14 protein-coding genes are annotated in these 13,692 nt (G+C 64.0%); 8 read left to right on the plus strand and 6 right to left on the minus strand.

Annotated elements, in window-relative coordinates:
* Window position 1: 1 nt before the first annotated feature.
* The 5 genes from PP1Y_RS10615 (at window position 2) to lptG (ending at window position 6,416) form a co-directional block, all read left to right on the plus strand.
* Window positions 2–1,864 (plus strand): alpha/beta hydrolase, encoded by a 1,863-nt coding sequence (locus PP1Y_RS10615; RefSeq protein WP_013832226.1) that lies wholly within the window; start codon window positions 2–4, stop codon window positions 1,862–1,864.
* A gap of 445 nt (window positions 1,865–2,309) precedes the next feature.
* The gene (locus tag PP1Y_RS10620) at window positions 2,310–3,338 is read left to right on the plus strand and encodes a phasin family protein (protein ID WP_041558765.1); all 1,029 of its coding nucleotides are present in this window, start codon (window positions 2,310–2,312) and stop codon (window positions 3,336–3,338) included.
* A 167-nt stretch (window positions 3,339–3,505) separates the two neighbouring features.
* Window positions 3,506–3,847 (plus strand): ATP-dependent Clp protease adapter ClpS, encoded by a 342-nt coding sequence (clpS, locus tag PP1Y_RS10625; protein WP_013832229.1) that lies wholly within the window; start codon window positions 3,506–3,508, stop codon window positions 3,845–3,847.
* Between the two features lie 243 nt (window positions 3,848–4,090).
* A complete protein-coding gene (lptF, locus tag PP1Y_RS10630) occupies window positions 4,091–5,317 on the plus strand; it encodes an LPS export ABC transporter permease LptF (protein WP_013832230.1) in 1,227 nt (408 codons plus the stop codon).
* 1 nt (window position 5,318) lies between these two features.
* Window positions 5,319–6,416 (plus strand): LPS export ABC transporter permease LptG, encoded by a 1,098-nt coding sequence (gene lptG / locus PP1Y_RS10635; RefSeq protein WP_013832231.1) that lies wholly within the window; start codon window positions 5,319–5,321, stop codon window positions 6,414–6,416.
* Window positions 6,417–6,467: 51 nt separating this feature from the next.
* On the opposite strand, the gene PP1Y_RS10640 is transcribed toward lptG, so the two are convergent.
* Complete coding sequence (locus PP1Y_RS10640; RefSeq protein WP_013832232.1) at window positions 6,468–7,562, minus strand: fatty acid desaturase; 1,095 nt, start codon at window positions 7,560–7,562, stop codon at window positions 6,468–6,470.
* Window positions 7,563–7,723: 161 nt separating this feature from the next.
* On the opposite strand from PP1Y_RS10640, the gene PP1Y_RS10645 reads away from it, so the two are divergent.
* Both PP1Y_RS10645 and PP1Y_RS10650 read left to right on the plus strand, forming a co-directional pair.
* Window positions 7,724–8,890 (plus strand): GNAT family N-acetyltransferase, encoded by a 1,167-nt coding sequence (locus PP1Y_RS10645; protein WP_041559234.1) that lies wholly within the window; start codon window positions 7,724–7,726, stop codon window positions 8,888–8,890.
* A gap of 111 nt (window positions 8,891–9,001) precedes the next feature.
* On the plus strand, window positions 9,002–9,940 hold the full coding sequence (locus PP1Y_RS10650) for a CoA ester lyase (RefSeq protein ID WP_232512615.1): 939 nt from the start codon (window positions 9,002–9,004) through the stop codon (window positions 9,938–9,940).
* Window positions 9,941–9,951: 11 nt separating this feature from the next.
* Here the strand turns inward: PP1Y_RS10650 and PP1Y_RS10655 are convergent, their stop codons facing one another.
* Together PP1Y_RS10655 and lipB are read right to left on the minus strand one after the other, a co-directional pair.
* Window positions 9,952–10,278: a hypothetical protein gene (locus tag PP1Y_RS10655; RefSeq protein WP_013832235.1), complete on the minus strand. Its 327-nt coding sequence runs from the start codon at window positions 10,276–10,278 to the stop codon at window positions 9,952–9,954.
* On the minus strand, window positions 10,275–10,973 hold the full coding sequence (lipB, locus tag PP1Y_RS10660; RefSeq protein ID WP_013832236.1) for a lipoyl(octanoyl) transferase LipB: 699 nt from the start codon (window positions 10,971–10,973) through the stop codon (window positions 10,275–10,277). Before lipB ends, PP1Y_RS10655 begins: the two co-directional genes overlap by 4 nt.
* An 80-nt stretch (window positions 10,974–11,053) precedes the next feature.
* On the opposite strand from lipB, the gene PP1Y_RS10665 reads away from it, so the two are divergent.
* A complete protein-coding gene (locus PP1Y_RS10665) occupies window positions 11,054–11,869 on the plus strand; it encodes a hypothetical protein (protein ID WP_013832237.1) in 816 nt (271 codons plus the stop codon).
* Between the two features lie 135 nt (window positions 11,870–12,004).
* On the opposite strand, the gene PP1Y_RS10670 is transcribed toward PP1Y_RS10665, so the two are convergent.
* The 3 genes from PP1Y_RS10670 to PP1Y_RS10680 all read right to left on the minus strand — a co-directional run bounded on the left by PP1Y_RS10670 (window position 12,005) and on the right by PP1Y_RS10680 (window position 13,677).
* Window positions 12,005–12,643 (minus strand): class I SAM-dependent methyltransferase, encoded by a 639-nt coding sequence (locus PP1Y_RS10670; protein WP_013832238.1) that lies wholly within the window; start codon window positions 12,641–12,643, stop codon window positions 12,005–12,007.
* Between the two features lie 94 nt (window positions 12,644–12,737).
* Window positions 12,738–13,082 (minus strand): arsenate reductase (glutaredoxin), encoded by a 345-nt coding sequence (gene arsC / locus PP1Y_RS10675; RefSeq protein ID WP_013832239.1) that lies wholly within the window; start codon window positions 13,080–13,082, stop codon window positions 12,738–12,740.
* A gap of 13 nt (window positions 13,083–13,095) precedes the next feature.
* Complete coding sequence (locus PP1Y_RS10680) at window positions 13,096–13,677, minus strand: (2Fe-2S)-binding protein (RefSeq protein WP_013832240.1); 582 nt, start codon at window positions 13,675–13,677, stop codon at window positions 13,096–13,098.
* Window positions 13,678–13,692 lie beyond the last annotated feature (15 nt).

The following is a 13,692-nucleotide window of genomic DNA, read 5'->3' on the forward strand; positions in this document are numbered from 1 at the left end:
CATGGCTACTGATGCTACGGAAGTGTTCTCGGATATGCTTCGCAGCCAGGCCAAGGGCATGGCGACTCTCTTCGGTCAGATGTTGCCTGCAGAAAGTTCCCAGGGCGCGGAAAAGGCCGTCCAATGGGCGGAAGTGGCAGCGCGCCTGCAGTCGATCTGGACCGAATTTCAGGTCGAGCAGCTGAGCAAGGCGTCGGGTGAGAAATCGCATTATACCGACCCGGTGAAGTGGATCGCGACTCTCGAGGCCGTGATGCGCCAGCTGCCGCTCTCCAACCCGGAAGTGCAGCAGGGCTTGTGGGACGAGGTCATCGCCGTATTGACGGCCGTGCTCGGCCAATACGGCATGGGACCGCGTGCATTCGAGGAAGCGAAGGGCGATCCCCATATGCCGCTTCGCGATCGGCGCTTCGCCGATCCGGAGTGGCGCAGCAAGCCTGTCTTCGCGGTCCTGCACCAGCTCTACCTCCTGTTGTCCTCGCAAGTGATGAAGCACGCCGAGGCGATCGAGGACATCGAGCCGGGCCGCAAGGCGCAGCTGATGTTCGCGGCGAAGACCATTGTCGATGCACTGAGCCCGGCGAACTTTCCGCTTACCAACCCGGTGGCGCTGGCCAAAGCCAACGAGACTGGCGGCGAGAGCCTGATCCGCGGGTTCGAGCATATGCTCGACGACCTGCGCAAGGGCCAACTGACGCATACCAACCCGGCCGCGTTCAAGCTGGGCGAGAACATCGCGGTGACGCCGGGCAAGGTCGTTCACGAGACCGACCTGTTCCAGATCATCCAGTACACGCCCACCACCGACAAGGTGCTGGCGACGCCGCTGGTGATCTTCCCGCCGTGGATCAACCGCTTCTACATCCTCGACCTCAACGCGAAGAAGAGCTTCGTGCGCTGGGCGGTCGAGCAGGGGCTGACCGTGTTCATGGTCTCTTGGAAGTCTGCCGACGCCTCGATGTCGGGTCTCGTCTGGGACGACTACATCCGGGCCCAGATCGACGCGATCGATCATGTGCGCGAGAGGCTGAAGGTGCCGGCCGTCCACACCATCGGCTATTGCGTTGCCGGGACGACCCTGGCGGCGACGCTGGCCGTGCTGGCGCGCAAGGGCGAGGCCGACAAGGTTGCCAGCGCGACCTTCTTTACCGCCCAGGTCGATTTCGAAGGGGCAGGCGACCTCAAGGTCTTCGTCGACGACCAGCAGATCGAGACGATCGGCCAGCTTTCGCCGGAGGGCTACGTCGACGGACGCTATCTTGCGGCCACCTTCAATATCCTTCGCGGCAACGATCTGATCTGGAACTACGTCGAGAAGAATTACCTCAAGGGCGAGGAATATCCTGCCTTCGACCTGCTGCACTGGAACGGCGACGTCACCAACCTGCCGGCGCGCTGGCATCGCGATTACCTGCGTGATCTCTACCGCGACAACCGGCTTGTCGTGGCGGATTCGCTGAGCGCCTGCGGGGTGCCGATCGACCTGCATCGCATCTCCACGCCGGCCTATGTCCAGGCCGGTCGCGAGGATCACATCGCGCCGCCGTCGAGCGTCTGGAAGTTTACCCATTACCTTTCCGGGCCGCAGACCTTCCTGCTGGCAGGATCCGGGCATATCGCAGGCGTGGTCAATCCGCCGTCCTCGGGCAAGTACCAGTACTGGACACACGACGGATCGCCCGACACGCTTGAGGAATTCGTCGCCGGAGCCAAGGAGCACCCGGGTAGCTGGTGGCCGCACTGGATTGAGTGGATTCGTGCGCATGGCAACGAAGAAGTCTCCGCGCGCGGCAAGCGGCGCCCGGGCGGACGCGGCGACAAGGTCATCGAGGACGCGCCGGGTCGCTACGTGATGACGCGCTGATAGGGCCGTTGTCAGGGCGCGCCGGGCGGGGTGCGTTTCCGCCTGGTGCTGTGCGCTTCCTGGGGGGGGCACGTTGCCGGTGAACACCTGTGCGTAGTGATGCGATGATCACCGGCGCTACCGAAATTTAATCGGCAGTTCCGCGCAACTGTCACGAACCCTTCGGAAATTGCGGATACCCATGCGGTGCCGAATTCGGTAATGTCGCATCGGCAGCGCGCTGCGGCGCGACATTGGAGAGAGGACTGCCGCCCCGCACCGGATCCCTTGTCCGGGCGCGATTGCTGCATTGCAGCATTTATTGTGCAGCGCACAATTTCGATATTGACTTCGCTTGTGCGAGATCGTATTGTGCAACGCAACAAACAGAACTCTCGAATCGCTGACTACCGAATCGGGCTGCAGTTGGCCCGACCGCAGAATGCGGAAAGCAGGATTGAAGCGTATGGCCGGCACCGAAGACGAGAAGGGTAAGGCGCTTGCCGAAAAGGCTTACGAAGCGGCGGCAGCGTCTGCTTCGGACGAGCCTTCGGTCAAGGCCGGGAAATCCGTCAAGCCGTTAGCCAAGGCGACGGCGGCGAAAGCCGCTCCAGAGGAATCAGCAGCGAAAAAGGATGAGCTTGCAGTGACCCCGACCGAAGCATCCAAGCCCGAAGAAACTCCGGCCACGGAAGCCAAGCCCGAAGCGGCTCCGGTCGTGGAAACGAAAGCTGCGGCGCCTGACACGTCCGACGCCGCGACGGCCAAGGTCGCGCCCAAGGCGAAGACTGCCCCCAAGGCGGCCGTCAAACCCAAGACTGCGGTGAAGCCCAAGGCTGCCGCCGCCAAGTCGAAGCCAGCTGCGGTTGCCAAGCCGAAGCCGGCACCCGTCGCTCCGGTCAAGGCCGCTCCGGCCAAGCCGGCGCTGGAGGTCGCAAAGGTAAAGCCTGCTACGGCCAAGCCCGCAGCACCTCAAACCAAGGCGGCGCCCAAGACCGTCGATGCCAAGTCACCCGTATTCGCAGGACTTTTCACCAACTTCATGCTCGAGGAACAATCAATGGACATGAGCGCTAACTTCGCAGGAATTCAGCAGGCGATGACCGAGGCCCAGGCCAAGGCCAAGGCCGCATTCGAAAAGAGCACCACCATGATGGGTGAAGTGAACGAATTCACCAAGGGCAACGTCGAAGCCGTCATGGAATCCGGCAAGATCTTCGCCGAAGGCATGCAAGGCCTTGGCTCCGAGATCGTTTCGGAAGGTCGCTCGACCTTCGAAACCATGTCGGGCGACATCAAGGAACTCGCCGCTGCCAAGTCGCCGACCGACTTCTTCAAGATCCAGGGCGATATGATGCGCAAGAACTTCGACAGCGCTGTCGCCTACAGCTCGAAGAACAGCGAAGCCATGCTCAAGCTCATGAGCGACGTGATGGCCCCGATCTCGGGCCGCGTCAGCATGGCCATGGAGAAGGTCCGCCAGACCTCGCTCTAAGGATTGCACGCATAATGGCCGACCGGGTGGCAATGGCGCACCCGGTCGGCCAAGCGTGAAAATCGTACTATCTGGCCGGGGCATCTTGTAGTTCAGTGCTCCGTTACGATATTCTAACCGCCATGCATCCCGATCCAGCCGATTCAGATCTCTTCCGTCCCTCGCCCATGCGCTGTGGGGACGATGATGATTCCACCCGCAACCCGGGTGGCGACGAGCAGGTCGGCATCGCCACCAAGACCCGCGCAAAGCCCAAAAAGCCGAGCCAGTTCAAGGTGCTGATGCTCAATGACGACTATACCCCGATGGAATTCGTGGTGATGGTCCTCAAGCGATTTTTCCAGATGGATCTTGAGCAGGCGACCCGCGTCATGCTCCACGTGCATCAGAAGGGCGTCGGCGTCTGCGGCATCTTTCCTTACGAGATCGCCGAGACCAAGGTGAACCAGGTGATGGATTTCGCCCGGCAGAACCAGCATCCCCTGCAGTGCACCCTCGAAAAGGCCTGATTGCCCGCCGATCGATCGGCGGGGAACCGCCTGCACTTTCCGAAAGTTCAATAGTCCATGCGGCACGAGGCAGGATGTCCCGCGTCGGGCGCGATCCTGCGTTTGGGAAGGCGGAGGCTGCCATTGGGTCGCACTGCGCCGTCAAAGGCCCAGCTTATCGGGGGTTAGGCCGACAAATGCCTTTCGCCCGCCGCGGCTAGCCGTTAAGGGCCAGAGGAAGGACGGTAATGTGACGACGAACACGTGAAATTCTTCAGCGCCATCGATCGCTACATCTTCCGCCTCGTGCTGATGCCCATGCTCGGCATCTTCCTGCTGGCGGCTTCCTTGCTCGTGCTCGACAAGATGCTGCGCCTGTTCGACTTCGTCGCAACGCAGGGCGGTCCCGTGGGCGTCGTGTTCAAGATGCTCGCCAACCTGCTGCCGGAATATGCCAGCCTGGCGATACCGCTGGGCCTGATGCTCGGCATCCTGCTCGCCTTTCGCAAGCTCGCCACGTCCAGCGAACTCGACGTCATGCGTGCCGTGGGGCTGAGCTATACGCGGCTCCTGCGCGTGCCGTACCTGATCACGATCGTCCTGGCCGGCCTCAACCTGGCCATCGTGGGCTACCTGCAGCCGCTCTCGCGCTATTATTACGAGCAGCTCAACTACGAGCTGAAGTCCGGTGCACTGGGCGCCTCGATCAAGGTGGGCGAATTTACCGCGCTCAAGGACCGAATTGCGCTGCGCATCGATGAGAGCCGCGACGATGGGCGCCGTCTCATCGGTATCTTCGCGCGCGTCGCCAACGAGAAGGGGCAGGTGCTCTCGATCTCCGCGCGCGAGGGCCAGTTCCTTGCGCTGCAGGGCGCGCCCGACACGGTCATCCTGCGGCTCGAGCAGGGCCAGATCATCCAGGATATGCCGGGCAGCAGCCCGCGCGTCCTCAGCTTCACCCGCCACGACCTGCCGATCGACCTGCCGCAGATCGAGAAGTTCCGCAAACGCGGCGGCGAGGACCGCGAGTATCTCCTGCCTGAACTGATGAAGCTGGGCTGGAGCGACGAGAGGCCCAGGCAGGAGCGCGTAGCGAGCCAGGCGAACTTCAACTACCGTCTGGTCGAAGTGATCATGATGCTGCTGCTGCCGCTGCTCGCGGTGGCGCTTGCAATCCCGCCCAAGCGATCGAGCTCTTCGCTCGGCCTGTTCGTCTCTATCGTCATGGTCGTGGCCTATCACAAGGTGAACCAGTACGCGGCGGACGTCGCCGCGCTTGGGCGGATCAATCCGATCATCGGCCTGTGGGGGCCGTTCCTGGTGCTCGCGTTGCTGATTCTCCTGATGTACTACCGCGTCGCCTATGTACCGGGCGGACAGGCGATCGGCTGGCTCGAAAAAGGCGCCGAGAGCGTCAGCAAGCGCCTGAAGTCACTGCTGCGCCGCAAGCGTCGCGGCCCGCTCCTCCCGGCCTCAGCGGATCCGTCCTGACATGCAGCTTGAATTCTTTCCCTCGCGCTCGCTGACGCTCTACCTCGCGCGGCTCTTCATCACCCGCATCGTCGCGGTGCTGCTCATGCTCGTGCTGGTGCTGCAGGTGCTCGACCTGCTCGGTGAGAGCGGCGATATCCTGGCCTATTCGGGCAATGGCGAGGCGCAGCTGTTCTACTACGTAAGCTTGCGCATCCCCCAGCTGATCGCGCGGTTCCTGCCTTATTCGGTTCTGCTGGCGACGATCATCACCCTGGCGACGCTGAACCAGAACAGTGAAGTCATCTCGATGAAGGCGGCGGGCCTGTCCGCGCACCAGATCTTGGCGCCGCTGATGCTGACGGCGCTCGCCGTATCGGTGCTCAGCTTCGGCTTCAACGAACGCGTCGTAACCCGTGCCAGCGCCACGCTCGATGCCTGGCAGGCCGTGGATTATGGCCCGATCCCCAAGAAGGCCGGGGCAAAGAGCAACCTGTACCTTGCCGACGGGCGGGATCTCCTGCTGGCGCAGTCGCTGGAGGGGACCGGCAATGGCATGGTCCTGCACGGGGTCACGTTTTACCGGCGCGATGCCAACGGCATGATCGTCGAGCAGCTGCGCGCGCCGGATGCGGCCTACCTCAATCCGGGCTGGAAGCTGGACAAGCCGGTGCGCTTCGACGTTGCCGGCACGAAGACGACGACGCTTGCCACCGCCACCGTCGCACCGGGCATCACGCCTGAGAAAATCACGATGTCGAAGGTGGACGCGGATTCGCAGGACATCGTCGAGCTGGCTTCGTCGATCCTGGCTCTGCGCGATGCCGGACGCCGGACGAGCGAGCTGGAGGCTGCCTGGTGGCACAAGATCTCCGGCCCGTTCTCTTCAACGCTGATGCCCTTGCTGGGCGCTGTCGCGGCATTCGGCCTGGCCCGTTCAGGCCAGCTTCTCATCCGCGCCGTGATCGGCATGGCGCTGGGCTTTGCCTACTTCGTGTTCGACAACGCCGCGCTCGCGATGGGCAACTTCGGCGGCTACCCGCCGCTGATCGCGGCATGGGCGCCGTTCCTGCTCTTCGCGCTGATCGGCGAAACCGTCCTCATCCGGACCGAGGAATAGGCGCCGCTTCCGGCAACCTGTTCGAGGTTGCCGGGCGGGGCGTTCCCGTTCTTACCGAGGCCGCATCGTGCTGCCGACGAGCCGTGACATCAGCGGCATCAGGCCGGGATAGCTCGCCTTGGTGTAGGTCGTATCGAGGCCCAGATGTTTGCTCAGACGGCGGTGCGCTTCGCCCAGCGAGTGATAGGGCATGCTGGGAAGCAGGTGGTGCAAGGCGTGATAGCGCAGGCCCACCGGGGCCCAGAGCGGTGCCAGCACTGCCGGCGGCGGCACGTTCACCGAATCGAGATACTGCGCGGTCACGGTCATCGCATCGCCGTCGTTCTCCCACAGGTGCGCCACGAGGGTGCGGACCTGGTTGAGGAAGGCGGTTAGCGATACGACGCACAGAGCGATCAGCAGCGGGCGCCAGCCCAGCACCAGCGTGCTGGCGAGCAGGGCGATCGCCCAGGCCGAGCAGCCCAGCTCCTGCCAGAAGACCATGCGCCTGAAATCGCCTTCGGGCGGCCGGCGGCGGAATTCGGGATTGATCGCCAAGGCCGAAAAGCGTGCCCAGACGAGGCGGCGCAGGGGCGGGATAACCGCGCCGAGCGGCACCAGCACGGCCGAGCGCAGCAACAGGGCGAAAGGCAGCAGCATCGCGGTGAGGGCGAAGACCGGCAGGCTCCAGGGCTTCATCAGGGCCAGCGGCAGGTATTCCGGATCGTCCACCGTCCCATAGCGCGTGCGCGCATGGTGCAGCGTGTGCACGCCTTCATACATCAGCGAAGGCGTAAGCAGCGGAATGCCGACGAGAAGATTCCAGCCGAAGCGGAAGCCGGGCAGGGCGTCCTTGTGGATATGGGTCAGCTCATGGATGAACAGCAGCGCGCGGTAGAGCGCAAGAGCGGCGAGGATGCCGCTGAGCGTTGCGAGCCAGGGATTGGCGATCAGGATGGCGCCCGCCAGCGCGGCGTAGCCCAGCGCGGCCGAGGCCAGCATGTCCGGCCAGTAGATGCGCGGAAGCGCGGCGGAAATGTCGCGGGTCAGCTCTACGGCCGCGCGCAGCATCTCCTTGTCGTCGGGAATCGCCGACTTCTTGATAGTCCCGCTCTGTTGCTGCGCCGGGGCGGCAGCGGGGGCGTCGATCACGTCCTGGGCAATCATGCAATCAATCCAAAAAGCATTCCTGTGGGTCGATTCCGGGAATTTCCGTGATTCGAGCCGGGGTTGCCGCGATCTCCCGCCATGCCCGACTTGACAATATGCCGGGACCGCACGCAGGTCGCGTATCGATAATCCTTCTCGCACACAACAAAGGCAGGATCGTGGCGAACGCCCAACTAGTCATCACACCCGTTTCCGGCAAGGCCGAGATCAAGGCCTTCGTCGACGTTGCCTATCGTCTCAATGCGCAAGATCAAAATTGGGTGCCCAATCTGCGCATGGAAGAGCTCGAGAAGTTCACGCCCGGCAAGAATCCTTTCTTCGACCATGCCCGTTGCCAGTTGTTCCTGGCACGGCGCGAGGGCCGTATCGTCGGGCGCATATCGGCGCACATCGATGAACTGGCGCTGACCCTGCCGCTTGAGCAGGGCATGGGCCCGGGAACGGGCAACTGGGGCGCGATCGAGGCCGAGGACGAGGACGTCGCCCGCGCCCTTATCGAAACTGCCGAGAACTGGCTGCGCCAGCAAGGCATGACCCGCGTGCTGGCGCCCATGAACCTGTCCGTATGGGAAGAGCCCGGCCTGCAGGTTCGCGGCTTCGATCACCCGCCGATGGTGATGATGGCGCACCACAATGCCGCTTATCAGCCGTGGATCGAGGGCGCGGGCTACGCGCTGGCGAAGACGCTCTACACCTACGATCTGGACGTGACCAGGCAGTTCCCGCCGCTGGTCCAGCGCATCGTCGCCTCGGGCGAAAAGAACGCCAAGATCCGCGTGCGCGAAGTCGATCTCAAGCGTTTCGACGAAGAAGCCGCGATCATCTGCGACATCCTCAACGATGCGTGGTCGGACAACTGGGGCTTCGTGCCCTTCACCGACCGGGAAATCGCCCATACCGGCAAGAAGCTGAAGCCGCTGGTCCATCCCAGCCTGATCCGCATTGCCGAGTACGAAGGCGAGCCGGTGGCCTTCATGATGACGCTGCCGGATCTCAACCAGGTGCAGAAGCGGATCAACGGCAAGAAGGGCAAGCCGTCGCTGCTCGGCTGGCTCAAGCTGGCCCTGTGGCTGCGCAAGCCCAAGCCGGCCGACATGCGCGTGCCGCTGATGGGCGTACGCAAGAAGCTGCAGTCCTCGCGCCTTGCCAGCCAGCTCGCTTTCATGATGATCGAGTACATCCGGCGTTCCGCGACCCAGATGTTCGATTCGCAGCGAGGCGAGATCGGCTGGATCCTCGAAGACAACCAGGGGATGGTCGCGATCGCCGATGCCATCGACAGCAAGGTGAACCGGGAATACGCGATCTACGAAAAGGCGCTGTGATCCGGTCGTCGGGGCCGGCTTCCAGATTTTCTTAACGGGCGGCGGACTACCCTCGTGCGGCGAGGCATGCCTCTGGGGCATGCCGCGATCGCGGAAGGCGGGTCGTTGAAGATGAAGTACAGGTCCTGGCTGGTCGTCCCGGGCAGCAGCGAGAAACGGCTGGGCCTTGCCATGGGCACCGGGGCGGATGTGGTCGTTGTCGATCTTGCCGATACCGTGCCCGATGCGGCAAGGCGCGAGGCGCGCGCCATGGCGTGCGAGTGGCTCTCGGTACACCGCCGTAATCTGCTCGAACACCGGCAGATGGGACGCTGGGTGCGCATCAACGCGCTCGATTCGGGGTTATCGCGCGACGACCTTCTGGCGGTCATGCCCGGCGCGCCGGACGGCATCATCCTTCCCGGAGCGACCGGCCCGGAAGCGGTCCGCCAACTTGCCAGCGAAATCTACGAGCTGGAGCAGGCAAACGGCATCGCCGCCAACTCGGTGCGGATCATGCCCGTCGCCGGCGACAGCCCGCGCGGCCTGTTCGGCATGGCGCAATATCTCGATACGCCGCACCAGCGCCTGTTCGGCCTGACGTGGAGCGTCGCGGGCCTCGGTGTCGCCATGGGTTGCAGTCTCCTGCACGGCGTCGAAGGCGAGCGGAGCGATGCGGCGCGCCTGGTGCGGGCGCAGACGCTTCTCACTGCGCATGCCAGCAGAACCGTCGCCGTGGATGCGCCTTTCGAGCGTTTCGAGGACGATCACGGGCTTGCAAGAGCTGCGCAGCAGGCGCGCGCCGATGGATTTGCCGGGATGTTCGCGATCCACCCGGGACAGGTGGCGACGATCAATGCCGCATTCACCCCGAACGGGGAGGAACTGGCACAGGCCCGCGAGATCCTCGCCCTCTTTTCGGCAAACCCGGATCAGGCTTCACTGCCGCATCGGGGCCGGATGATCGACCGCACGCACCTGGCCATGGCGCGGCAAGCAATCGATGCGGCCGGCGAAGGTGATAATGCTGCCGAGGGGCAGCGCCTCTCGGCCCTGCTGCGTCCGGCTTAGCTGAGTCCGGTTTATTCGGCCTGCGGAGCGGGCTGCGCCGTTTCGGCGGCCGTTGCTTCCTGTGCGGCGGCCTGCGCCTCTTCGGCTGCGTCCGTGGCCTGTGCACTTGCCGGTCTGGGCCCGGTATCGCCGCTTGCCGCCGCTTCCGGATTGGCCAGCGGGGACTGCGAGCGAACCGTGTCGTAAGGCAGCATGTCGTCGGTCACGGAGCGCGGCAGCAATTTTTCGCCCGCAGCCTCCTTCGGGGCAGGGGCATTGTCCTTGCAGCCGCCCAGGCTCGACACTGCGGCGCCGGCGATCGAGAGGGCCGTCCAGAACTTCAAATGCCGGTGCATCATTCATGGGTCTCCGGTTTGCCGTCGGCGGGCGGGCAGGGACGTTCAAGCGCAGCAAGGAAGGAATCGGCCCTTGCGATCAGCGCCTTGTCCCATGTGTCGAAATCGACGTCATGACCAAGCCGCGCAAGGCTGGTAATGCCGAATTCCTCGATACCGCAAGGCACGATGCCGGTGAAATGCGACAAGTCGGGGCGGATGTTCACGGCAAATCCGTGCATCGTTACCCATTTGCGGATGCGCACGCCGATCGCGCCGATCTTCGCCTCGCGCCCGTCGATGTCCTGAGTCCAGATCCCGATACGGCCCTCGCTCCGGAAACCCTCTATGCCGAAGTCGCGCAGGGTGTCGATAACCCAACCTTCCACGGCATGGACGAAACCGCGCGCGTCGCGGGCGCGCTTCTTCAGGTCGAGCAGGATATAGCCGACCCGCTGGCCCGGGCCGTGATAGGTATAGCGCCCGCCGCGCCCGGCCTCGACCACCTCGAAGCGCGGGTCGAGCAGTTCGGCGGAGGCCGCGCTGGTTCCTGCGGTATAGACCGGCGGATGTTCCAGCAGCCAGACCAGCTCGCGCGCCTCGCCCGCAGCGATAGCGGCATTGCGTACCTGCATTTCCTCCAGCGCGGCGCGATAGGGCACCGGCTCGCGGCTCACCCGCAGTTCGATATCACCGGGAAGCGTGTCTGGGATCGTCATGCCGCGTTGCGTGGCGGCATTCCCTGCGGTTATCAAGTGCCTTTAGGCTGGCGCCTGTGCGACGGCATGCGGAGTAGAACATGAATTTCGACAGCAATCTTGCCTGGAAGCAGGCCTCGGGTGCGGTTTCGGCCAATCGCGAGGTCGTCCTTGCGCTTGCCGGCGTGTTCTTCATGTTGCCGCAGCTTGCCTTCGCGATCTTCTTTCCGCAGCCCGAACCGGCTGCGGGGATGAGTGAGCAGCAGATGGTCCAGATGGTCACGGCTTACTACAGCTCGATCATGCCCATGCTGATTCCGATGGCGCTGATACAGGCTCTCGGCACATTGGCGCTGCTGCGGCTTCTCGACGGGAGCAGGCGGCCCACGGTGGGAGAGGCGATAAAGGGCGGATTGCGCGGGGTCGTCCCCTACTTGCTCGCGCAGCTGATCAGCGGTTTCGTCCTCGCACTCGTCGCATTGGCCGTGATCGGCCTGTTGGGCGCCCTTGCAGGAATGGCCGGAATGTTCGTGGGCGTTGCCATCGTGGCCGCGATCACCGTCTTCGTGGCGGTGCGGCTCTCGCTGACGGCGGCTGTCGTCGCGGTTGAGCAGGCCACCAATCCGATTGCGGCGCTGTCGCGCTCCTGGAACCTGACCGCTGGAAATACCACGCGCCTGCTGACCTTCTACGGCCTGTTCATCGTCGCGTTCATCGTCCTGCTGATCATGGTCAATGTCCTGATCGGCATTCCCCTGGCGCTGCTGGCGTCCGATCATGTTGCCATGATCGTGGAGGCGCTGGTCGGTTCGGCCCTCAGTGCGCTGATGGCGCTCTATCTCGTGGCGATCATCGCTGCGAGCCATCGCCAGCTTGCCGGGAACACTCCTGAGGCGGATAGCGCGCCGTTCATCTGAGCGGGCGCTGCAGCCCTTCGCCATGGCCGTGGCAGGCCGGACCGTGACCGGACGGTGACGGCGCAGGGCTTATCGCCCCAGCAAAGAGGGCGATGCCGGTTGGTGGAATGAATAGCGGGGAAGCGCGCGAGGGCCTCAGCCCTCGTCTTCGTCCTTCCAGCCCCAGTAGAGGAAGCAGGGCGGCACGTTTATCGCTTCCATGCCGTTGTCGATCCGCTTGAAGTGGCGCGCCATGAAATCGCGTGCACGCGGCGTGAACTGGTACACCAGGAACGCGCCGCCCTTGCGGATCACGCGGTGCGTCGCCGCGGCAATGGCGGGGCCGACGCCGTCGGGCAGGGTTGAGAAGGGCAGGCCGGACAATACGTAATCCGCCTTTTCGAAACCGTGCGCCTTGACGATTTCCTCGACGTCCGCAGCCGAACCCAGCACGGCCTTGAAGCGGCTGTCGCTGATGTTCTTGCGCAAGTACTCGATGAAGAGCGGGTTGGTGTCGATCACGATCAGCATGCCGTCGCGCGGCAGACGATCGAGGACCGGCTGGCAGAAGGTGCCGACGCCCGGGCCATACTCGACGAAGAGCTTGCAGTTCGCCCAGTCGACCGGCTTGAGCATGCGGTTGATGGTGAATCGCGACGACGGGACAATCGAGCCGACCATCACCGGATTGCGCAGGAACCCTTCGATGAAGACGCCCCATGGTCCGAGGGACCGCTTGATTTTCCGCTTCAACTTCTGGGGCAGTGCCTCACGGGCAAGCTCTGTGCTGGTCATGCTGGCGGAAGCTCTCGCATTGTTGTCGTCATTTTTGTGCAGCAAAGTCGGTGGCAGATTCCACTGACCTTTGCAAGTTAACGACCCTGTAGGGTCAGAGAATTTCGTGGACCTTGTCTTGCGGACGGCACAGCCTGACGCCCTTGTCGGTCTCCACCAGGGGGCGTTCGATCAGGATCGGTTCGGCGGCCATGGCGTCGAGCACGGCCTTGGCATCGGCATCGGGCAGCCCGCGTTCGGCGGCGTCGGTGCCGCGCATGCGCAGGCCTTCCTGCGGCGTGATCCCGGCATCCTTGTACAGTTGCGCCAGCTTGGCAGCGCTCGGCGGATTCTTGAGATATTCGATCACCTCGACTTCGACGCCCGGGGTTTCCTCGAGCACGGCGAGGGTCTTGCGCGAGGTGCCGCACTTGGGGTTGTGCCAGATGGTCGCCTTCATGGCCTTCTCCTGATTAATTCTGGGGTGTGTCGGTGGCGGTGCCGGTGTCCGCGGAAGCGGCTGCAGACGCCAGCGCGGGAACGGCCCGCGCAGCGTCTTCGGCGGTGATGCCCGGTGCCGGCGCGGCGCTGATCGTCTCTTCGCGGCGCATGACCCGCCCGGCGCGCTGCACCGCACGCACGAGCCGCGGATAGACGCCGCAGCGGCACAAGTTGGAGATCGCCCGCTTGATTTCCGCTTCGTCCGGATCGGGATTGCGCGCCAGCAGGGCGGCGGCGTTGATGACGATGCCCGGGGTGCAGAACCCGCACTGGATCGCCTGTTCGGCAACGAGGGCCTGTTGCACCGGATGCGAACGGTCGTCCGAAAGGCCTTCGATGGTCTTGACGAAGCGGCCTTCGCACTCGGCAATGGTGATGAGGCAAGACCGCAGCGGCGAGCCGTCGACCAGCACCGTGCAGGCCCCGCAATCGCCGACTCCGCAGCCGTACTTGGTGCCGGTAAGATTGGCAGCGTCGCGCAGCGCCCACAGCAGGGGCGTCTGCGGATCCATCTCGAATTCGACCGGCCGGTCGTTGACGGTCATGCGCGACATCGGGCTTCCTTATGC

The organism is Novosphingobium sp. PP1Y, from assembly GCF_000253255.1.
Lineage (GTDB): Bacteria > Pseudomonadota > Alphaproteobacteria > Sphingomonadales > Sphingomonadaceae > Novosphingobium.